Source organism: Companilactobacillus pabuli, assembly GCF_014058425.1.
GTDB classification, from domain to species: domain Bacteria; phylum Bacillota; class Bacilli; order Lactobacillales; family Lactobacillaceae; genus Companilactobacillus; species Companilactobacillus pabuli.
The window spans coordinates 473,418-496,030 of record NZ_CP049366.1 but is presented as its reverse complement, the minus strand read 5'-3'; the positions used below and the strand labels follow the sequence as shown (position 1 = coordinate 496,030).

Annotated in this window: 23 protein-coding genes; 1 reads left to right on the top strand and 22 read right to left on the bottom strand. The window is 36.0% G+C overall.

Going from position 1 to position 22,613, the window contains the following annotated elements; all coding sequences use genetic code 11:
• Position 1 precedes the first annotated feature (1 nt).
• From G6534_RS02330 to G6534_RS02265, 14 genes are all read right to left on the bottom strand, one after another.
• The gene (locus G6534_RS02330; protein WP_059074038.1) at positions 2–253 is read right to left on the bottom strand and encodes a PspC domain-containing protein; all 252 of its coding nucleotides are present in this window, start codon (positions 251–253) and stop codon (positions 2–4) included.
• A 42-nt stretch (positions 254–295) separates the two neighbouring features.
• Entirely contained in the window at positions 296–967 is a 672-nt protein-coding gene (gene phoU, locus G6534_RS02325) for a phosphate signaling complex protein PhoU (RefSeq protein WP_182083103.1), read from the bottom strand.
• 11 nt (positions 968–978) lie between these two features.
• Positions 979–1,737, bottom strand: a complete 759-nt coding sequence (pstB, locus tag G6534_RS02320; protein WP_010020535.1) for a phosphate ABC transporter ATP-binding protein PstB — start codon at positions 1,735–1,737, stop codon at positions 979–981.
• Positions 1,738–1,748: 11 nt separating this feature from the next.
• Positions 1,749–2,555, bottom strand: coding sequence for a phosphate ABC transporter ATP-binding protein PstB (gene pstB / locus G6534_RS02315; protein ID WP_057814014.1), 807 nt, complete (start codon positions 2,553–2,555; stop codon positions 1,749–1,751).
• Between the two features lie 3 nt (positions 2,556–2,558).
• A complete protein-coding gene (gene pstA / locus G6534_RS02310) occupies positions 2,559–3,395 on the bottom strand; it encodes a phosphate ABC transporter permease PstA (RefSeq protein ID WP_050783103.1) in 837 nt (278 codons plus the stop codon).
• 50 nt (positions 3,396–3,445) lie between these two features.
• Positions 3,446–4,366, bottom strand: a complete 921-nt coding sequence (pstC, locus tag G6534_RS02305) for a phosphate ABC transporter permease subunit PstC (RefSeq protein ID WP_059074040.1) — start codon at positions 4,364–4,366, stop codon at positions 3,446–3,448.
• Between the two features lies 1 nt (position 4,367).
• Positions 4,368–5,243, bottom strand: a complete 876-nt coding sequence (locus G6534_RS02300) for a phosphate ABC transporter substrate-binding protein PstS family protein (protein WP_082666920.1) — start codon at positions 5,241–5,243, stop codon at positions 4,368–4,370.
• Between the two features lie 98 nt (positions 5,244–5,341).
• Positions 5,342–6,991, bottom strand: a complete 1,650-nt coding sequence (locus tag G6534_RS02295) for a sensor histidine kinase (protein WP_059074041.1) — start codon at positions 6,989–6,991, stop codon at positions 5,342–5,344.
• 5 nt (positions 6,992–6,996) lie between these two features.
• The gene (locus G6534_RS02290; RefSeq protein WP_059074042.1) at positions 6,997–7,662 is read right to left on the bottom strand and encodes a response regulator transcription factor; all 666 of its coding nucleotides are present in this window, start codon (positions 7,660–7,662) and stop codon (positions 6,997–6,999) included.
• Between the two features lie 2 nt (positions 7,663–7,664).
• A protein-coding gene (prfB, locus tag G6534_RS02285; protein WP_238788910.1) for a peptide chain release factor 2 occupies positions 7,665–8,775 on the bottom strand; the annotation gives its coding sequence in 2 pieces (ribosomal slippage) (positions 7,665–8,702 and positions 8,704–8,775; 1,110 coding nt in all).
• A gap of 38 nt (positions 8,776–8,813) precedes the next feature.
• Complete coding sequence (gene secA, locus G6534_RS02280) at positions 8,814–11,174, bottom strand: preprotein translocase subunit SecA (RefSeq protein ID WP_059074044.1); 2,361 nt, start codon at positions 11,172–11,174, stop codon at positions 8,814–8,816.
• Between the two features lie 208 nt (positions 11,175–11,382).
• Complete coding sequence (gene hpf / locus G6534_RS02275; RefSeq protein ID WP_010020547.1) at positions 11,383–11,931, bottom strand: ribosome hibernation-promoting factor, HPF/YfiA family; 549 nt, start codon at positions 11,929–11,931, stop codon at positions 11,383–11,385.
• Positions 11,932–12,027: 96 nt separating this feature from the next.
• Positions 12,028–12,708, bottom strand: a complete 681-nt coding sequence (locus G6534_RS02270; protein WP_059074045.1) for a ComF family protein — start codon at positions 12,706–12,708, stop codon at positions 12,028–12,030.
• The gene (locus tag G6534_RS02265; RefSeq protein ID WP_059074046.1) at positions 12,705–13,865 is read right to left on the bottom strand and encodes a DEAD/DEAH box helicase family protein; all 1,161 of its coding nucleotides are present in this window, start codon (positions 13,863–13,865) and stop codon (positions 12,705–12,707) included. The genes G6534_RS02270 and G6534_RS02265 overlap by 4 nt, the downstream gene beginning before the upstream one ends.
• A gap of 180 nt (positions 13,866–14,045) precedes the next feature.
• On the opposite strand from G6534_RS02265, the gene G6534_RS02260 reads away from it, so the two are divergent.
• Positions 14,046–14,684: a YigZ family protein gene (locus G6534_RS02260; RefSeq protein ID WP_059074047.1), complete on the top strand. Its 639-nt coding sequence runs from the start codon at positions 14,046–14,048 to the stop codon at positions 14,682–14,684.
• A 37-nt stretch (positions 14,685–14,721) separates the two neighbouring features.
• Here G6534_RS02260 and G6534_RS02255 read toward each other — a convergent pair whose 3' ends face one another.
• The 8 genes from G6534_RS02255 to ymfI all read right to left on the bottom strand — a co-directional run bounded on the left by G6534_RS02255 (position 14,722) and on the right by ymfI (position 22,610).
• Positions 14,722–15,480, bottom strand: coding sequence for a helix-turn-helix domain-containing protein (locus tag G6534_RS02255; protein WP_082666923.1), 759 nt, complete (start codon positions 15,478–15,480; stop codon positions 14,722–14,724).
• Between the two features lie 139 nt (positions 15,481–15,619).
• A complete protein-coding gene (locus G6534_RS02250) occupies positions 15,620–16,705 on the bottom strand; it encodes a glycosyltransferase family 4 protein (protein WP_059074085.1) in 1,086 nt (361 codons plus the stop codon).
• 115 nt (positions 16,706–16,820) lie between these two features.
• On the bottom strand, positions 16,821–18,386 hold the full coding sequence (rny, locus tag G6534_RS02245) for a ribonuclease Y (RefSeq protein WP_059074048.1): 1,566 nt from the start codon (positions 18,384–18,386) through the stop codon (positions 16,821–16,823).
• 148 nt (positions 18,387–18,534) lie between these two features.
• Positions 18,535–19,668, bottom strand: a complete 1,134-nt coding sequence (gene recA / locus G6534_RS02240; RefSeq protein ID WP_059074049.1) for a recombinase RecA — start codon at positions 19,666–19,668, stop codon at positions 18,535–18,537.
• A gap of 88 nt (positions 19,669–19,756) precedes the next feature.
• The gene (locus G6534_RS02235; RefSeq protein ID WP_059074050.1) at positions 19,757–20,296 is read right to left on the bottom strand and encodes a CinA family protein; all 540 of its coding nucleotides are present in this window, start codon (positions 20,294–20,296) and stop codon (positions 19,757–19,759) included.
• A gap of 23 nt (positions 20,297–20,319) precedes the next feature.
• Positions 20,320–20,904 (bottom strand): CDP-diacylglycerol--glycerol-3-phosphate 3-phosphatidyltransferase, encoded by a 585-nt coding sequence (pgsA, locus tag G6534_RS02230; RefSeq protein ID WP_010020559.1) that lies wholly within the window; start codon positions 20,902–20,904, stop codon positions 20,320–20,322.
• Between the two features lie 72 nt (positions 20,905–20,976).
• A complete protein-coding gene (locus G6534_RS02225; protein WP_059074051.1) occupies positions 20,977–21,822 on the bottom strand; it encodes a helix-turn-helix domain-containing protein in 846 nt (281 codons plus the stop codon).
• Positions 21,823–21,887: 65 nt separating this feature from the next.
• Entirely contained in the window at positions 21,888–22,610 is a 723-nt protein-coding gene (gene ymfI, locus G6534_RS02220; RefSeq protein ID WP_059074052.1) for an elongation factor P 5-aminopentanone reductase, read from the bottom strand.
• Positions 22,611–22,613: the final 3 nt, after the last annotated feature.

The window sequence follows — 22,613 nt, the reverse complement described above, 5'->3', positions numbered from 1 at the left end:
ATCAATAATATTTTTTGGGAGCCTTAGGTCGACGGTATTTCTTTCTAAAATCAGTTTCTTGAATGTTACGAGTTTCCGGAAATGAAAAGACGCAAACTACATAAACCAAAATCGTCAAAAAATAAGTCAACGGTGTTAAGAAAATAAATAACAGGCGAATCCAAGTCGAGTCGATTCCAAAGTACTCACCTAATCCTCCACAAACACCTGCAAGCATCCGATTTGTACTAGATCTCGTGATCCTATTTCTCATAAAATATCACCTCAACTCGTTCCAAAAATATTAAACACATGCCTATTCAGCAATATGCTTCCGATTCAGTTCTACCACATGTCCAGTGTTCAAGTAAACTACCCATTCGCAAATATTAGTTGCATAGTCACCAACACGTTCCAAATAACTAGCTACTAACATGTAAGAGGAGCCACTCAAAACATTCTCAACAGTCTTTTGCATATCTTTAATACACAATTCATTGATCATAGTACTTTTAGCATCGATTTCAATATCGCGATGAGCAACTTCTTCAGCCATCTTACTGTCTCTTTTTAGATAAGCTTCTAGTGAATCTTCAACGATAGATGTTGCCATATCGCCCATTTCACCAATGACCTTTTCGATTTCTGGAACTCTAGTCTCACCTTTGACCCGAATTGTTTCTTGCGCAATACTTACAGCATGGTCACCCATTCGCTCTAAATCAGAACTTGCCTTTAATACTGTCACAATCATTCTTAAATCGGATGTCACAGGTTGTTGCAGAGCAATCATTTCAAAAGATTCTTTTTCAAGATCCATTTCTCGTTTGTTGATTACATGGTCATGCTGAATTACATCTTTTGCCAAAGCCTTGTCATGATCTATATATGCTTTAACGGATTTCATAATGGCTTCACTGGCCATCATACCCATCTCTGAGAACCGTAAATGTAGATTATTTAATTGTTCTTCAAAAGTAGTACGCATTTTCTTTTCTCCTAACCGAATTTTCCAGAAATATAATCCTCCGTTTGTTTTTCCTTCGGATTTAAGAAAATATTTCTAGTTTTATCCGCCTCAATCAATTCCCCATTTAGGAAGAAAGCGGTCTGATCTGATATTCTTGATGCCTGTTGCATATTGTGTGTAACGGTAATAATTGTGTAATCCTCACGTAAGCGAAGCATAGTATCTTCAACCTTGGATGAAGAAATTGGATCCAAAGCTGAAGTTGGTTCATCTAATAAGATGATATCAGGTTTCACTGCCAAAACTCTAGCAATACATACTCTCTGTTGCTGACCACCGGATAATGACAAAGCACTTTGATGTAATTTATCTTTGACGTCATCCCAAACAGCAGCACTTTGCAAACTAGTTTCAACAGCTTCATCCAAAACAGCTTTATCTTTCACGCCCGCAAGTCTTAGTCCATATACTACATTATCATAAATTGAAAAAGGAAATGGATTTGGTTGTTGAAAAACCATTCCAACTTGTTTACGCAATTCAACCGTATCAATATTAGGAGCATAAATGTTTTTTCCATTTAGACTAATAGTTCCAGTGATCGTTACATCAGGAATCAAGTCGTTCATGCGGTTAAGACATCTAAGATAAGTTGACTTACCACATCCAGAAGGACCAATCAAAGCTGTGATTTCATTTTTGTTGAAGTCCAGATTAATGCCTTTTAAGGCTTCTTTTTTACCATAAAATAAATGTACATCAGATGATGTTAAAATTTTTTCTGTCAATATGAGTGCTCCTATCCAAAGTGTCCAGAAACATAATCTTCAGTTGTCTTAATCTTAGGACGCGTAAAGATTTTTCTAGTTTCATTAAATTCGACAGCATGTCCCATGTGGAAAAATGCTGTGTAATCACTGATTCTAGCTGCTTGTTGCATGTTGTGCGTAACGATAATAATTGTAAACTTATCCTTCAAGCTCAACATTGTTTCTTCAACATTTGACGTTGATATTGGATCTAGCGCACTTGCAGGTTCATCCATCAATAAAATATCCGGTTTCATTGCAATGGCTCTAGCAATACAAAGTCTTTGTTGTTGACCCCCAGAGAGTGCTAATGCACTTTTGTTAAGATCATCTTTAACTTGGTCCCATAAGGAAGCTTGTTTCAAAGTTGTCTCAACGATTTCATCTAATTTATCCTTGTCATGTAAGCCATGACGTTTTAAAGCAAAAGTAATATTGTCATAAATTGATTTAGAAAATGGATTAGGACGTTGAAAAACCATCCCAATATGTTTTCTAACTTCATAAATATCAACATTATCTTTATTGATATCTAAACCACGATACATGATCTGACCTTTAACACTAGCACTTGGTACTTCATCGTTCATTCGATTTAAAGATCTTAAATAAGTCGATTTACCAGAACCAGAGGCACCGATTAAAGAGGTAATCTTGTATCTTTCAAATTGAAGCGATGCTTTGTGCATGGCTTCTTTTTCGCCATAAAAAACTTGTAGATCCTTAGTCTTCATGGCGATTTCATGTTTATCCTCGTCCAAATGAAGGATGTATTGTTGTTCATTTTGTTCTGTCATATTCTACTCACCCGTCATCTTTTTATAAACTAAATTACCAATATATCTAGATAGAAGATTAAAAATCAATACGGCAATAATCAACACGGCTGAAGCTCCGGCAGAAACTTGCACTGCATCAGGAATCAAACCTTCAGAGTTAACTTTCCAAATATGTACCGCCAAAGTTTCAGCTGGTCTCATCAAGTTCAACGGACTTGTGATACTGAAGATATTGAAATTAGTAAAGTCTAAAGGTGGAGCAGATTGACCGGCTGTATAAATCAAAGCCGCAGCCTCACCAAATACTCTTCCGGCACCAATGATCATCCCGGTAATAATTCCTGGTAATCCATCAGGAATAATAACGTGAATCACTGTTTCCCATTTTGATAATCCTAAAGCAAGTCCAGCTTCTCGTTGAGACTGAGGAACAGACTTCAATGAATCTTCCACATTTCTCGTTAGAATTGGCAAGTTAAAGACTGTCAAAGTTAGCGCACCAGAAAGGATTGAAAATCCAAATTTAAAACTAATTACAAAAATCAAGAATCCAAACAAACCGACAACGATTGATGGCAAAGAACTTAAAACTTCAATCGAAACACGAATCAATTCAACGAATTTATTCTTTCCAGCGTATTCAGACAAGTAAATTCCGGCACAAATTGAGATTGGAATTGAAATCAACATCGACAAAATCAATAAGAAAAACGAGTTGAATAATTGAATTCCAACACCACTTCCGGCTTGGAAAGCTTTTGAACCAGAAGTTAAGAAATGCCAATTAACATATCTCAAACCACTACCCAAAATATAAATCAATAAACCTAGCAAGATTAAGACAATAATGCCTGACATCACATAAATGACACCTGTAGCGATCTTGTCTTTATTTTTCTCATTAAACACTAGAATTCACCTCGCTTAGCAATTGATCTGATGATGAAGTTGAAGAATAGAGACATCAACAACAATAGTAAAGCTAATGACCAAAGCGCATTGTTAGGCGTTGATCCCATAATGGTATTTCCCATATTCATCGTCAAAACACTAGTTAAAGTCGATGATGGCGAAACCAAATTTTGTGGTAGTAGCATGGCATTACCGATAACCATTTGAACAGCCAAAGCTTCACCAAAAGCTCTTGCCATACCAAAGACAACAGCTGTCAATAATCCTGGTGTAGCTGCCCTCAAGATTACTTTGTGAATCGTTTGCCATCTAGTAGCACCTAAGGCTAAGGAAGCTTCACGATAATATCTTGGAACTGCCCTTAATGCATCAACGGACATTGAAGTAATTGTTGGCAAAATCATTACGAATAAAACAAATGATCCAGCTAAAATACCAAATCCACTACCACCAGCAATTTTTCTTACAAAAGGTACCACAATTGTTAAACCGATAAATCCGTAAACAACTGAAGGAATACCTACTAATAATTCAATCACAGGTTGTAAAATTTTGCGCCCCCATTTAGGCGAAATCTCTGTCATAAATAAAGCGGCCGCAATCGCAAATGGCGTACCGATTAGAGCTGCAATCAAGGTAACTGCAAACGAGCCAACAATCATCGGCGCAGCTCCCACAATTGGATGTCCAGCACTATCAAGTTTATTTGGAGCCCAAACAGAATGCGTTAGAAAATCAATTGGATTTACACCATCTTTAATAAAGATTAAAACCCCACGTGATGCGATAAAACCAATAATCGTAACCACTAATAAGACAATAATGGCAGTAAAACTGAAAGATATAATCTTACCGCGAGTTTCACGTTTAGCGGAAACTGATTTTTTCGTTAAACTTTCTTTGATTGGATCTTTCAAATTACTTTACCCCCTTTGAAACGGGCGTAACATTGCCCTTATAATCCTTTTGATACTTCATTTCATTAATTGGAACATAATTCATTTTTTTAACAACTTTATTTTGAATCCTATCAGTCATAATGAATTCAAGAAACTCTTTAGTCATAGAACTTGGTTGACCATTTGTATACAAATGCTCGTATGACCAAATCTTCCATTTATTGTTTTCAATATTTTTAATTGTTGGCGCAATGCCATTTATATTTACGGTCTTAACTGCGTCATTTAAATAAGGCATAGCCAAATAACTGATTGAACCAGCTGTATTGTTAACGATTTGACGGACCATTCCACTAGAATCTTGTTCTTGTGAGCGGACAAATGGTGCCCCGTTCATAACGTCGCTTTCAAAAGCAGCTCTAGTACCACTACCATCAGCACGGTTGATAATCGTGATTTTTAAGTCTTGACCACCAACTTGTTTCCAGTTAGTTATTTCGCCGGAAAAAATCTCACGTAATTGCTTGATCGTCAGTGACTTAACTTTGACGTCTTTATTAACGATTGGAATCATTCCAACTGCAGCTATTCGATGATCAACAAGTTTGCTAGCATCAATACCCTTTTTCTGCTCTGCATACAAATCAGAATTACCGATATTTACGGCACCTTGTTGAATCTGGCTGAGTCCTGTACCGGTTCCTCCACCTTGGACGTTAACGTATCTATTGGGGTTACTCTTTGAAAATTCTTCCCCCGCTAATTCCACTAACGGTTGAGCAGCTGACGAACCAACTGCTGTAATAGTTTCTTGGCTTGAAGTGCCTTTGCAACCACTCAAAACAAAAATAATTGGAATCATAATTGCAAATAATGCAACAAGTCTCTTTTTCAATGTTCTCACCTCTATCCGACTAGAATAATACACAATTGTATATTTTTTGTATAAAAAAAAGCTGTAACAAAATAAAATATTTTGTTGCAGCAATTTTATTAAAGTGGTACGTCAACTGTAAACGTTGTCCCTAATCCCTTATTAGACTCGATTCTGATATCTCCGTCCAATGTATCAAGGGTCTCCTTGACGATAGCCAATCCTAACCCAGTTCCACCGGTTTCCAGACTTCTGGAACGGTCAACTCGATAAAATCTTTCAAAAATTCGACCTTGATCTTCTTCAGAGATTCCAATTCCAGTATCTTTAATAACAAATTTAATTCGATTTTCAATTTCATCATGATGTACTTCTAAATCAATCTCACCATTTTCTTTGTTGTAAGAAATGGCATTCTTGATCAAATTACGGAAGACAAGATTGATTTTTTCTTTATTGATCGTTACTTCGGGATTACCAAAGTACTGTTGTTTAACTGTTATATTGTGCTTCTTAATCGCAATTGACTGACGATCCAAAATCTTATCAATGTCATCATGCAAATTAATCGTATCAGCCTTTTGCGTATCACGTTTAACTTTAGATAATGACAAAATATCTTGAATTAAATCAGACAAACGAACACTTTCGCTATGAATAATTCCCAAGAAATGATCTAGCTTCTTAGGATCATCTTTAGCACCATTAAGCAAAGTCTCTGAGAAGCCTTCAATTGAGGTTACCGGCGTTTTTAATTCGTGACTGACATTATTAACAAAGTCTACTTGCATACGCTCAATTTGACGACTCTGTGTTAAATCATACAAGATTACTAGGACTTGTTGTTCATAATCTTCTCTTGAGTGAACCAAACGAATAACATTAGCATCCACAAATTTTTGTGAATTACCAACTAATTGAATTTCACGATGATGGTTCTTGTTTTTCTTCAAAGTATGCTCAATCATACGACTCAAACTATAAGTTTTAACATCTTCAATGAACGGATGAATTTCATTAGAAATATTTTCATCCAACAAACTCGACATCGCTTGATTGTGCAACAAGACATCCCCTTGCGAGTTCAACAACATAACTCCAATTGGCAAATGTCCAACCAAACCACGAAAACGTCTTTCACGTAATCTAACATCGTCACGCAATTCATTGATATCCATACTAATTTTGTTAGTTTGTTCAACCAAACCGTATAACTCATCAGTTGGTGACAAAATCAATGAAGACATTTCCTTATCTTTGCGAACTCGACGCAAGTTTTCAGTTACATTTTTAATATCGGCACTCAATTGCTGACGCTTGCGATAATAGAATAAAATCACTGAATCAGTAATTAAGAAATACATCAAAGTAACGATCACAAAAGTCATTGGACTTTGGCTCCAAAAACGATTGTAGGTCTTAGCTACAATGTGACGACTAGAACTCGACATGAAATACATCGTTCTAGTAGTAAAGGTCTTATCAGTCACATAATTCTTGCCAGGAGTAGTCCGGCCATTGTGATACATGTCGTAAGCTTTTTTTTGCATCGTAGTATTTTCTTGACTGGCATCGACATAATTCAAGCCAGCAATTCTAGCTGCGTCTGCAGGTTCATGGTTTTTCTTTAATTCTTTATAAGAGATGGTTTCCTCGGTAAACATATTGTTTTGAGAATCCGCCAAAATACTATCGGAGAAAGTAACTAAAATCAAAAATATTGCAACAGAAATCAAAATGGCAACTATTGGTCCAATTCTTTTCTTCATAAATGTCATACCTCTAAAATATAACCGAATCCATGCACGGTTTTTATTATTTGTGGGTTCTTTGTATCCTGTTCAATTTTATCACGAAGATGGCTAATTTGAATATCGACCATCCGCATTTGTGAATTAGAATTAATGCCCCAGACATTGTCGAAAATCTGTTCTCGAGAAACGACAATACCTTTATTTCTAATCAAAAATTCCAATAATTCATATTCTTTTTTAGTTAGCGAAATTTCTTTGCCATCTAAAATAAGTCCTTTGACATCAGTATTGAGTTCAAAGGTTTTACTCTTCTTCTCTCCCGAAGTTCGGCGCAACACTACTTCGATTCGAGCTAATAATTCCTTAATACTAAAGGGCTTAGTGACATAATCATCTGCACCACTAACTAATCCCTCAATCTTGTTATCTTCTGAATCTACAGCTGTTAGAAAAATAACTGGCGTTAGATTACCGGATTTACGCATTTTTTTCAAAACTTCAATTCCACTCATTTTGGGCAACATTTGATCTAACAACATCAAATCAAAAGTCTGCTCGTTTACTTTGTCAAAGGCTTCTTGACCGTCTTTAGCAGTGGACACTTGATAATCATTACTTTCCAAATTATATTCAATCAACTCTAAAATCGAAGGTTCATCATCGACAACTAAGATTTTTTTCTTCATCTTTATTTGGCTCCTTGTAATTTCCATTGGAGATAAGCATAAATAAATGGATCTAAATCACCATCCATAACGCCTTGACCATTGCTAGTAGAGTAATTTGAGCGATGATCTTTGACCATAGTATATGGATGAAATACATAAGAACGGATCTGTGAACCCCAACCAATATCTAGTTGTTCACCTTGAATCTCAGCATGCTTCTTGGCACGTTCTTCCTCTTCTCTTTGGAACAACTTAGCCTTCAACATGTTCATAGCTGTTTCCCTGTTTTGCAATTGTGAACGTTGTGCTTGCGAACTGACAACGATACCTGTTGGCAAATGGGTAATTCTAACCGCTGAAGAAGTCTTATTGATATGTTGACCACCGGCACCAGAAGATCTAAATACATCAACTCGCAAATCATCATCATTAATATCAACGTGAATACTATCGTCCAATTCAGGCATCACGTCAACTGATGCAAATGATGTATGACGACGACCAGCAGAATCGAATGGAGAAATTCTAACCAATCGATGGACCCCACGTTCAGAGCGCAGCAATCCATAAGCATTTTTACCACGAATCATCATGGAAACACTCTTGATACCAGCTTCATCACCTGGTTGATAATCTTCAATTTCAACTGAGAAATGATGTTGTTCAGCCCATCTTTGATACATTCTCAAAAGCATCGAACCCCAATCTTGCGATTCAGTTCCACCAGCTCCTGGGTGGATTTCCAAAATTGCATTGTGAGAATCATATGGTTCGGCTAATAACATCATTAACTCATATGAACGAAGCTTTTCAGCTAATTTAGACGAATCGTCTACTAATTGTTGCATCAAATCATCTTCTGGATCGTCTTGATACAGCTCGGCTAAAACTTGTAAATTTTCTAAACCTTCACTTAATTCTTTAAAATTATCAAATTTGTCCTTTAAAGAATTAGTCTCATCAATCAGTTTTTGAGCTTTTTCATGATCATCCCAAAAACCATTCTCAGTCATCTGATGTTCATTTTCAGCAATACTTTCTTCGAGATTCTCTAAGTCAAAGAGACCCCCTGAACTGCTTTATTTTGTCTTCCATCTCAGAAATTTTATTTTTAATTTCACCAAATTCCATAACGTCACCTATAAAAAAAGCAGGCCACCGGCCCGCTTTTATCTTTCCATATTTTGTCTGATTTCGGCCTTCATGAATAGTCTTGTAACATCATATTCAATATCTGAAATCATTTCTTCAAACATACGATATCCTTCTTCTTGGTACTCAACCAAAGGATTCAATTGTCCATAACCACGTAGACCAATTGATTGACGTAGTTGATCCATGGCATCGATATGATCAGTCCAATGTTCATCAACAACTCTAAGTATAACAACTTTTTCAAATTCTAGCATTTGTGAAGGATCACCAAGTTGTTGTTTCTTTTGTTCATAGTTCTTGTGAACAAAGTCCATCAAATACTTAACAATTTCTTCAGGCTTCTTAAGTTGTAAATCGACAACGCTCATTTGATCGTCATTAACTAAGGCAGCTTTGGCAAAGTCAGCGATGGCTTCTAATTCCCAATCTTCTTCCTTACCTTGTGTATGAACATCAACTTGTGCCTTAATAGTTCTTTCGATCATAGGAAGCAATACTCGATCAAGATCCTTGTCTTCGTTGATAACTTCCATACGCTCTTTATAAATAACTTCACGCTGTTCACGCATAACATCATCATATTGAAGAGTATTCTTACGTGTATCGTAGTTATTACCTTCAACACGCTTTTGAGCAGATTCAACTTGACGAGTCATCATCTTACTTTGAATAACGGCATCGTCATCTTCAATCTTCAAAGCCTTTAGAACACGTTTGATTCGATCAGAACCGAAACGTTTCATCAAGTCATCTTCTAGTGACATGTAGAATTGTGTTACACCAGGATCACCTTGACGACCAGAACGTCCACGCAACTGATTATCGATACGACGTGATTCATGACGCTCAGTACCAATAACACATAGTCCACCTAGTTCAACAACACCAGGTCCAAGTTTAATATCAGTACCACGACCAGCCATATTAGTAGCAATCGTAACTGCACCACGTTGACCAGCGTTCATAATAATTTCAGCTTCTTTGGCGTGGTTCTTAGCATTCAAGACAGCATGTGGAATACCTTCTTTATCTAATAACTTAGATAGGTATTCTGAAGATTCAACCGCAACAGTACCAACTAGTAATGGTTGTCCCTTAGCATGACGTTTCTTGATTTCACGAACAACGGCCGCAAACTTACTCTTCAAAGTTGGGTACAAAACGTCTTCTTTGTCGACACGGATAACTGGTTTGTTAGTAGGAATTGAAATAACTTCCATGTTATAGATTTCTCTAAATTCTTCAGCTTCTGTCTTAGCAGTACCAGTCATACCAGCTAGCTTGTCATACATACGGAAGAAGTTTTGATAAGTAATGTTGGCCATAGTCTTAGTTTCATCTTGGATTTCTACGCCTTCTTTAGCTTCAATAGCTTGGTGTAATCCATCAGAATAACGACGACCATCCATTACACGACCAGTAAATTGGTCAACGATTTTAACTTCGCCTTCTTGAACCACATAATCAATATTCAAACTCATGATGTAATTAGCACGCAAAGCTTGATCCAAATGGTGGTTCAAAACAGTATTATCAATGTCATAAAGGTTATCAAGACCGAAGTAATCTTCAGCCTTTCTAATTCCTGTTTCAGTCAAACTGATTGACTTTGTAGGCCAATCAATCTTGTAATCATCTTTTTCAAGAGTTTTGGCAAAACGGTCAGCACGAACGTACATTGCAGTTGACTTCTCAGCTGCACCAGAAATGATCAAAGGAGTTCTAGCTTCATCAATTAAAATTGAATCAACTTCATCGACAATAGCATAGTGAAGTGGACGTTGAACCATTTGCTCTTTGTAAACAACCATGTTGTCACGCAAATAATCAAATCCTAGTTCACTATTAGTTGAGTAAGTAATGTCACAATTGTAAGCATCACGTTTCTCTTCAGAACTCATGCTATTAACATTTAGTCCAACTGATAAACCTAGCCAATTGTACAATTCACCCATTTGCTTAGCATCACGGCCTGACAAATATTCGTTAACTGTAACAACGTGTACACCCTTGCCTTCAAGAGCATTCAAGTATACTGGCAATGTAGCTGTCAAAGTTTTACCTTCACCAGTTTTCATTTCCGCAATATTACCTTCGTGCAAAGTAATACCACCGATTAATTGAACTCTAAATGGATAGAGTCCAAGAACTCTTTTTGCACCTTCACGAGCTGTAGCAAAAGCTTCAGGTAAAATATCATCGAGTGTTTCACCCTTAGCTAGTCTTTCTTTAAATTGTGGAGTCTTAGCTTTTAGATCGTCATCAGATAGCTTGCTGTATTCATCAGCATAGCTTTCAATCTTATCGGCAATCTTGCCCATACGTTTGACTTCTCTTTTATCACTTTCGACCCATTTTCTTAGTGGATTTGCCATATTAATATATCTCTCCTAAGTGTTATAAACATACTCTTAATAGTAGCATTAATTTTTAAACTTTTAAACTTAATATCAATTAAACAGACTTTTCAGGATTACAATGATACACCATTTGCGGGTCTTTTTGTGTTAAGAAAGCTTTACAATTCAGCTGAAGATACAAAAAAAGCCGAGATGTCAATTCATCTCAGCTTAAAAATTATTTTTATTCGTTAGTTTCAATTAGACCATATTTACCATCGTTACGTTTATAAACGATGCTTGCCCCATTTGTTTCTGAATCCTCAAAGATAAAGAATTCGTGGCCTAACATTTCCATTTGTAGAACAGCCTCTTCGGCATCCATTGGTTTCAATGATAACCGCTTTGTTCTAACAATTTGTGATTTGTCCTCTTCTGTATCCTTTGGTGTAATGTCATCTAAAGGAAGATCCTTCAAGCTGCCGCCCTCGCGACTCTTACGATTTACACGTGTCTTGAATTTCTTTACTTGTCTTTCTAGCTTATCGACAACTAAATCAATTCCGGCATACAAATCATCATTTACTTCCTCAGCTCTCAATGTGATGTATGGTAGTGGAATTGTTACTTCAACCTTTGTACCTTTTGAAGGGTATGTTTTTAAGTTTACATGAGCAATTGGATTGCTTCCATCACTAAAGTATTTTTCCATTTTGGAAAGTCTTTTTTCGACGTATTCGCGAATTGATGAAGTTACTTCGATATTTTCACCACGTACATTAATAGTTAACATAATAATCTCTCCTTCCGACGATAGGAAATTAAAGAGCGTTCTTACATCTCTTTAGTGTAATTATAATATTCTTACGCCTATATGACAACGTTTTCACTATCGAGATAATGAAAATGTTGAAATATCAGAAAAACCAGCTCTTAAAAATATATCATGACTATGCATCAAAGTCCGTCCGGTCGTATAAATATCGTCCAATATTAAGATACTTTGATTTCTTTGAATCTGCTCTAATTCTGGCAAAGGATAAAAGGTTTGTGGAGTCTGCAGCCTCTCCAAACGATTTTTTTGTGCTTGTGGCTTATCAGCATCTGCTTTGACTAAGAGTTTTTTCAAATTAAAAATATCTTTATATAGCTCATAAACCGGATCAAAACCTCGTGCTTGAAGATGACTCGGGCTAGCAGGAATGTAAGTAACTACATCAAAAGAGTGTTTCAAAGACCATCTCTTTATATCTTGATAAAATAATCGTGCTAACAAGACATCTCCGTATCTTTTATACAGCTTGAAGTAGCTGTGTATGAACTGATTATACTCAAACAAAGCCTGATGGCAATTGATTATTTGATATTTCTTTTCCCACATCAGACAATCCTGACAAATTGTCCCAATATTAGGTTTACAACAACGCGGACAATTGTTTTGTCCCTCTAATGGTTCCAACTGACTACGACATAAATCACAAATATAATTTGGTATCTTAGTTCGAAATAAAAACATTTCTGATATTTTTAAATTATTATTTATTTCTGCGCCACAATTTAAACATCTCATTTTTTTGCCTGCTGATTTAAATATTTGATTTCTGCACAAGCCAGACGAATCTGCTCTGTGTAATATTGATAGTAGAAATGGACTTCATCATCATAAGAATCCTTTCCCCTACCAGCTCTTCCCGCTATTTGAATCAGCGTCGTCTTCGTAAATTCTTTGGCTTGTGCTTCTAAAACGATTACCGTAATCTTTTTGAATGTGACGCCACGCTCTAAAATTGTCGTCGTCAAAATAGCTTGAACTTCTTGATCACGAAATTGTTGTACTTTTTCTAATCGTTGCTTATCTTTGGAACTCACATCAACAAACATTAATGTTGGATATAATTTCTTTAATTGTTCAGCAAAGGATTTCATAATTGGTATTTGTGGGAAAAACAACATAAATCGTTGCTTGTTATGAATCATTTGATTTAATTTATAACGCAATTGGGGATTGATACCACAGAAATCAATTTTTTTAAACAAAAGATGACACTGCGGTTCAGGTAGTGGATGACCATGAAATCTTTGATACAATTTACTCAAGGTAATTTTGCCTTGCTGAACATCTTGAAGTAATTTCTTTGGTGGTGTAGCAGATAGATAAACAATCATTCCACCAGTCTTTTTAGCTTTAAGGATAGCTTTATGCAGCATCTCATTACCTTCCAGGGGATATGAATCTACTTCATCAATTATCAAGACGTCAAAAGCATGCTCAAAACGAATCAATTGATGAACTGTCATAATGGCAATCTGAGTCAAATGATATTTTTCTTCACTCTTGCCATGAAAAAGTCCAATTGAAGTTCTAGGAAAAACTTTTTGAATTCGTGGGAATAATTCAATGCAGACGTCAACCCGAGGTGAACACATTGCCACTCGTTGGCCTTCTTTTAATATTTGTTCAATCAAAGGAAAAATCATCTCTGTTTTACCAGCACCAGTTACGGCCCAAACTAAATGATCTTGTCTCTTTTGAAAAGCATTTATAAGCTCTCTAACACCTTTTTGTTGATTCGAAGTTAATTGTCCATTCCATCGTAGGTATTGGCTCTGAGCTGGATAAGAGACGTCTGTTGGAGTAATTATTAACTTATCGTCTACCTGAATTTTTCCTAAGTTAATGCATTGACGACAGTACTGAAAATCAATTGGTAATTTTTTAATTTCCATTAAACAGCGTCGACAAAATAATTTATTATCCTTTTTAAAAGTTGCTCCACAAATCGTACCTCCTAATGTCTGGAGCTTATATAAATCTTCATTCTCTAAATTAGCCGCATTGAGTACACGGCCACCCAAATATTCATTTATTTTATTCATATAAAAAAATACGCAAAGGAGTCATTATTTTTGGAAAACTATAAAACAATCGCTCAAACTGGCAGTCACGAAAAAGATATCAAAAAGTCTCGTTTCATTGCACATGTCGCTCAAGTCTTTTCTGAAGATGAAGCTAATGAATTTATCAAAAAGATTCGTCAACAAGAATCTGGAGCAACTCACAATTGCACTGCCTTTATCGTCAAAGAAAATGTTCTAATTGAACGTATGTCAGATGATGGTGAACCCAGTGGAACTGCAGGATCACCAATTTTAAACGTCTTACAACAACAGGAATTGCAAAATGTGGCCGTCGTCGTTACTAGATATTTCGGTGGTATCAAATTAGGAGCTGGTGGTCTTATCAGAGCTTATTCTTCAACCACTGCCGAAGCGGTCAAAGAAATTGGCTTAGTTGAAAATCGCATTCAACAAGGATTTGAACTAACTATTCCGTATCATCTGTTTGACAAATTTGACAACTATGCCAAAAACGAGAAAATCAAGCTTGAAAATAAACAATTCACTACCGATATTAAATGTGAAATTTATTTAGATTTAAACGTGGTTGATCAAGCCGTACAAAATATCAAAGATTTATTCCAAAACCAAATTCAATTAAAGGAAACTCAAAAAACTTACAAACAAGTTCCTATTGAAGCCAATTAAAAAATCCGATTCGCATAAAAAAGCGAACCGGATTTTTTTAGTATTTACCCGTCTGCATAGTAAAAACTGGAGTGTCAGTTCCTTGATGCTCTTTTTGGCTTTCCTTAAAAATTTGATACATCCCTCGATATTTTTCATAATCTCGATACATATTATTGCGAATAGATTTAGGAATTGATTCCCAATCGACAAAATTAATTCTAGCAACATAGCTACCACGGTGTTTTACCATTGCATAAGATTTATTTTTAGGAGCTAAGCCACCGTAAAAAGTTAAAAATGAAGAGTCTCCCCATGCATTGTCAGTTACAACCATATTTTTATATGGCGAACCTAGGATTTTTTTAGTTTTACCATGAGAATCTTTAACATTTTCATAATCTGAAGCAATAGCATTTTTTTCAGTTGGCAAAGCAGCATAACCAATTTTTGTCTCCAACAACGGATTAAATCGATCGACCATAACATTCTTATATTGGTAAGTTGATAAAAAGTAAAAAACTCCTCCAACAGCAAAAACTAATACTAAAATTGCTATTAACCATTTTTTATAAACTCGTTTTAATTTCAAATCCTTATCAATTTTTTGCACAGTTTCAAAATCTCCCTTTAAAAATTCGTCTAAGGAAACTTTCAAAATAGAACTCAAATTGATCAACATCGAAATATCTGGATAAGTCCGACCAGTTTCCCAACTAGAAATCGTCTTATCAGAAACATTTAATTTCAAAGCTAATTCTCGCTGGGTTAAGTTACTTTGTTTTCGATACTTCTTTAGCTGTTCACTCAATTCCATATTGAATCCTCCTCAACTCCAATTTAAAAGTATCAACATATATTTACTACCTACGGAAAGTAGAACTCAACCTTTCAATCATCTAAGATTTGTAGAATGTCTCTAGAGACAAAAAAAGCAGGCGCTATAACGGCGCTTGCTAATCTTTCTTTTCCATTCTTTTAACGAATCTTTGAATTGCACGTAATAAAGGTTGACGATCATCGCCAAGTAAACCAATTGATTCAATAAATAATTCCAAACCAATCAAAACGCCAACTGTTAGCAAAACACTTCCCCATAAAGTTGACAATGGATACAACAATGAAATGAAAGCAAAAACTAATGATAATCCATAAATTACTAAAACAGTCTGACGATGTGACAAACCTAATTGCATTAAGCGGTGGTGCAAATGGTGCTTATCAGCTTGCATAATTGGTTTTTTATTCAATAATCTTCTTAAAATTGCATAAACAGTATCTGTAATTGGCACACCCATAATGACTACCGGCATCAATAAACTAATGAAAGTTACATTCTTGAGGCCCTTTAAAGAAAAGACGGCCATCATGAAACCAATAAAGAGTGAACCTGTATCACCTAAGAAAATACTAGCTGGATGGAAATTATGTGGCAAGAAACCAATTAAGGCTGCTACCATCGCAAAAATCCAAATCGCTACATAAACATTAGTCATATTTAAGAAGAAATATGCCATAACTCCCATGGTAAACAACGCAATGATTGAAACCCCAGTCGCTAAACCATCGAGCCCATCAATTAAATTGACCGCATTAGTAATAGCGATAATCCAAATGATAGTTATTGGCAAACTCCACCAGCCAAGTTGGAATGAACCAAAAATTGGTAACGTGACCTCATTCATTCTAATTCCAGCTAAGAAGTAAATTACTAACGCTGCTGCTAAAATACCAGCCAACTTAGCTTTGGGTGACAACTCTCTAATATCATCAATAATCCCTGTCAAAATAATGATACATTCGGCCAAGAAAACACTGAACAACTCATGAGTAGGAAATTGTTCGCGCAATAACACAAACGTCGAGAAATTAAACGCAATAAAAATAGCCAGTCCACCCATTGTGGGCATTGGCTTAACATTTACTCGCCGAGCATTTGGTTTATCCACAGCTCCTAAAATATAGGCTAATTTCACTACGAAAGGAGTTATTGCGGCTGACAGAATCATCGTTAAAAATAATTTTACTATTACACTAAACATAACCGACATTTTAGAAAAACTCACTTTCCATTAATAAAACAATTATACAATACCAGACCCTTAATCTAAAAGAAAATAAAAAAAGAGTGTACCCTTTTGATACACCCCTCAATAATTATTTTGCTAATTCAACTTTTCTGACTTCACGAACAACTGTAACTTTGATATGTCCAGGATATTCAAGGTTATCTTCAATTTCACCTTTAATATCTCGAGCCAAAATTGCAGCTTGATCGTCAGAAATTTGTTCAGGCTTGACCATGACACGAATTTCATGACCAGCTTGAATAGCATAACTATGATCAACACCTTCATGTTTATCGGAAATTTCTTCCAATTTCTCAAGACGGTGAATGTAATTCTCCATCGATTCTGATCTAGCACCAGGACGCGATGCAGAAATTGCATCAGCCGCTGCAACAATTGTTGCAATCAATGATGTTGGTTCAACATCCCCGTGATGTGAAGCAATCGTATTAATGACTACTTCTGGTTCTTTATACTTAGTTGCGATATCCACACCTATTTCTACGTGGGATCCGTCAACTTCACGATCGATAGCTTTACCGATATCGTGTAATAAACCTGCTCGTTTTGCTAACATAACATCTTCACCCAACTCTGAAGCCATTACAGCGGATAATTTAGCGACTTCAATTGAGTGATTCAAAACATTTTGACCGTAACTCGTACGATATTCCATACGTCCAATAATCTTAATCAAATCAGGATTAATCGAGCTGATACCCAAACTATAAACAGTTTGTTCACCAACTTCACGAATATGATCATCCATTTCTTTTCTAGCCTTATCGACCATTTCTTCGATACGAGCTGGATGAATTCTTCCATCTTCAATCAATTTCTCCAAAGCCATTCGAGCAATTTCTCGTCTGACTGGATCATAAGCACTTAATGCAACTGCTTCTGGAGTATCGTCGATTATCAAGTCAACCCCCGTTAACGCTTCGATAGTCCGGATATTTCTACCCTCACGACCAATAATTCTCCCCTTCATGTCTTCATTAGGCAATGTAACGGTTGTAACGGTCGATTCTGAAACAGTATCAGCTGCACTTCTTTGTATAGCTGCAACGATCAAAGCCTTAGCATCCTTTTCTGCTGTTTGCTTAGCTTGTTCGTCACTTTCTTTAATCATTTTGGCACGTTCATGAACCAATTCTTTATTTAATTTATCAAGAATGATTTTTCTCGCTTGTTCGCGAGTTAAGTTACTTACTCTTACCAGCTCCGCTTGCTGTTTTTCAAGAGTATCAGTCAATTGTTTAGCTTTTTCATCAAGTTTTTGTTGGCGCACTGCAAGATTATTCTCGTTGTGCTCGATATTGTCCTCACGTTTTTCAAGCGTTTGGTCTTTTTTATCCAAAATGTCTTGTCTTTCGAGAACACGATTTTCTTGTTTCTGAATATCTTTACGACGTTCTTTCAATTCATCTTCTTGCTTCTCACGATACTGATGAATTTCATCCTTGGCTTCAAGTAATTTTTCCTTTTTCAAGGACTTAGCAGCCTTGTTAGCGTCCGAAACAATATCTTCAGCAGTCTGTTTAGCTTGTGAAAGTTTTTTCTCGTAGGCATCTTTACAGAGAGCATATCCGAAAAGGACACCCACAATTAATGTTACTAGAGCGAAAGAGAAGGTTATGATAGCAGGATACATGCCATCACCTCCATATTTGCTTTTAAAAAATGTGTTTGTAAAAATTTAAATGTTGCAGATTATTACATACAACTTAATATTATAGAATAAATATCGCCTGTCGACCAACTAAAAAGAAAAAAAAGAGACACAATCGGCCTCTTTTCTCTTATTTATTTTCTTTTTTATCAGCCTCAAGATTTAAATCTAGAGCTTCATCGTCTTTTTTAGCTGTTTTTTCATCTTTTTTTGAATCTTTGGAATCTTTAGCATTTTTGGCATCATCAGAATTTTCTTCATCCTCTGGTTTGCCATCCATGCCATAAGCTGCACGAACCTTTTGCTTGATTTCTTCCATCTTGTCAGGATTATTAGCTAGATAAGCCTTAGCATTCTCACGACCTTGACCAATTCTCTCATCACCGTAAGAATACCATGATCCACTCTTGTCGATAATATCCTTGTCGACAGCCATGTCTACTAATTCACCAGTTTGAGAAATACCATGACCATACATAATATCTACCAAAGCAATCTTAAATGGTGGAGCAACCTTGTTCTTGACAACTTTAATCTTTGTACGGTTACCAATTACATCTGTACCATCTTTGATTTGTTCAGCACGACGTACTTCTAGTCTGATTGTTGAATAAAATTTCAAAGCACGGCCACCAGGAGTAGTTTCTGGATTACCAAACATGATACCAACTTTTTCACGGATCTGATTAATAAATAAGGCAATTGTCTTTGTCTTATTGATTGAACCAGACAATTTACGTAGAGCTTGTGACATCAATCGAGCTTGAAGACCAACGTGGGAATCTCCCATTTCACCTTCAATTTCAGCACGTGGAACCAAAGCAGCAACAGAATCGACAACGACGATATCGACCGCACCACTAGATACCAAAGCATCAGCAATCTCTAATCCCTGTTCACCTGTATCAGGTTGCGATAACAATAAGTCATCGATATTAACACCCAAAGCAGTTGCATAAGCGGGATCCATGGCATTTTCAGCATCAATATATGCTGCTGTACCACCTTGTTTTTGAACTTCAGCAACGGCATGTAAAGCAACGGTTGTTTTACCAGAACTTTCAGGCCCATAAATTTCTACGATTCTTCCTCGTGGAAAGCCACCGACACCTAATGCATTATCAAGCGCAAGTGAACCACTAGAAACAGTTGAGATTTGAGTATTTAAATCATCACCCATTCTCATAATAGCGCCCTTACCAAAATCCTTTTCAATCTTTTTTAAGGCTACATCCAAAGCCTTTTGTCGTTCATCTTTAGCCAAATTGCTTTCCTCCTAATGCATTCATCACTAGTTATATTATTAGTAATTCATCAAAAAAGCAAGAAAAAAGCGAACAAATGTTTGTCCGTTATATTATTTCTTGAACGAGAGCAAATCCACAAAGAACAGACTTTTCACGAATTGCTTGACGTGATCCAGAAAAATGAAATTCTTTGACGATTTTTTCGTTATTTGTACGGTTGTAAGCACTGATAAAGACTGTTCCCACAGGGTTTCCTTCTAGTGGATCAGGTCCCGCTACACCTGTGAAACCAACACCAATATCAACTTTTATTTTCTCAGCAGACAATTTGGCCATTGCCAAAGCTACAGGTCCACTGACGACAGTATTATCTTCAATCAACTGTGGATCCATTCCTAGCAATTGTACCTTGATAGAATCGGCATAAGTGACGAAACCACCATCGAAGACGTTTGAAGCACCTGGAACAGTAGCAACAGTTGCCTGAAACATTCCAGCTGTTAAACTTTCCGCTGCAGTAATCTTCAAATGAGCTTGTTTTAATAGCTCAACTGTCTGTTTAGGAAAATTCTCAAGCTCTTCTGGGATCCCCTTTTCAAAATCTAATCGTTCAATTGTCTTTAAAAAATCTATCTCTTTTTTCATTGCTCTCTCTTTCAAATTACGTATTAAGATTTGAAAATATCTTTACTTTGAATAAAGTAATCAGCACCTGAGTAAATAGTGAAAATCAAACAGATATATAAGAAAATTTCTCCAATTGGAATATTGATAGCGGAGAAGAAAATATTATGCATCAACAAGAAAATGATAGCTAACATTTGAGTAGTAGTTTTGATCTTTCCTGGCATTTGAGCTGCCATGACCTTGCCACCAACTTCCAAAACAATAGTTCTTAAACCAGTGACTGCTAATTCACGACAAACAATAATAGCAACAACCCAAGCTGGAGCCATTTTAAAGCTAACCAAGAAAATGAATGCTGTCATGACTAACATTTTGTCAGCCAATGTATCAGCAAATTTACCAAAGTTAGATACCAAATGGTACTTACGAGCAATTTTACCGTCCAACAAGTCAGTCAACGAGGCAACAATAAAGACTACTGTTGCTAAAACATGATTGACCGGAATCAAATCATTAGCGACGTAAATATCACCTAAGCCACTCCAATTAAAAGCTAATAAAATAATAAAGACCGGAATTAAAATAATCCGTAACATGGTTAATTTATTTGGTACATTCCAAACCATTGAAAAAATCCTCCAGAATACTAATTTTGACAAAATAATGGTGCCTACCCATAAAGATTAGACACCATTATTTTATTTTTCAATATTAAATGTCAAAGTTTTGACGATAGTGCTACCACTTTGTGATTTAGACAAGTCAACGTCCTTACCATCAATCGTAACTTTAGTGTTATTAACGTTACCAGTTTGAATAGTGAAAGTTGTTGTATCACTAGGAACAGTAGTTTCCTTTTTCTCATCAGCACTAAGAGCTTGTTGCCAAGTTGTATTGTCGCCTTCCTTGAATTGAATCCAAGCTTGACCATTACTACCTTCTACAACAACTTTTAATCCATCACTTGGAGCATTAGTGATTGTATATGTTCCTTCAGTGTCAGATTCTTTAACAGCTGTCTCTTTAGACTTAGTTTCTGTTTTTTTAGCAGCTTTTTTCTTTGTTGTTGTTTTCTTGGCAGTCTTCTTTTTAGTTGTTTGTTCAGTATTATCCTTGGGAATTGTCACGCTTGATGAACTTTGACTCTTATGAATCATTCCAAAAGCGATAACTCCGATAATTACGATAACTATGATTCCAACGACAATTTGAGGAATATAGTTGCCTAAATTAGAGAAGAAAGAATTTGACTCTTCCTTGATACTTCTAGTCTTAGTTTCTTCAGGAGCAGATTCCTGTGTAGGTTGTGCATTAGGAATATCTGACTTGTATTCTTCCAACAAGTCATCACTTGAAATACCAACAGCATCAGAATATTGCTTGATAAAAGCTCTGACGTAGAAATCACCAGGAAGATGATCAAATTGACCCTCTTCAATAGCAATCAAATATCTTTTTTGAATTTTTGTGATTTGTTGTAAATCATCAATTGTGTATCCTTTTTTGATACGAGCATTTCTTAATTTTTGGCCAATTTCGTCCATTATTTACCACCGATTAACTAATTTTTCTAAGTATAACATATATTATTATCTAACTACTAGCGACCTTATAGCAACCAACCGCCTGCAAAATAAATTGTTTGTCCCGTTAGGTAATTTGATTTGATATTAACTAAATAACTAACCAAATCAGCTATTTCATCAGGATTTGCCAACCTATCTGCTGGTATCTCATCTTTAACGTTCTCAAGGTCTTCACTCGAAAATTCTTGAGTATTCATCTTAGTATTGACGGCTCCAGGAGCAACAACGTTAACTGAAATACCCAGAGAAGCTACTTCCTTAGCATAGGCATCTGCAAAAGAGGACATTGCTCCTTTGACAGTACTGTAAACTACTTCCATTGCCGAACCGATTTTTCCATAAATTGATCCGATAAAAACAATTCGACCATGATGCGTTTTAGCTAGTTTATCTTGAAGCGCCTGTAAAATTAAAATAGGTAACTTTACGTGAATATTCCACAAAGAATCAATTTCCTTTTCCGAAATATCAACTAACAATTTATAGTAAGTGTTACCTTGAGCAAAAACCACAGCATCCAATCCAAAAATCTGACTGGTCAATTGATCAACTGTGTCTTGCTCCATATTGAATTTAATAGGAATAAAATCCTGTTGCGGATATTTTTCCACAAGTTCTGTGCGTAACTTTTCAATTCGTTCCCGATTTTGATTGTAATGCAAATATAAGGACCAACCCTTTTGTGCTAGTTTTTTTGCACTACTGGCACCGATATCACCGGAACTTCCCATAACTAATGCATACATAGT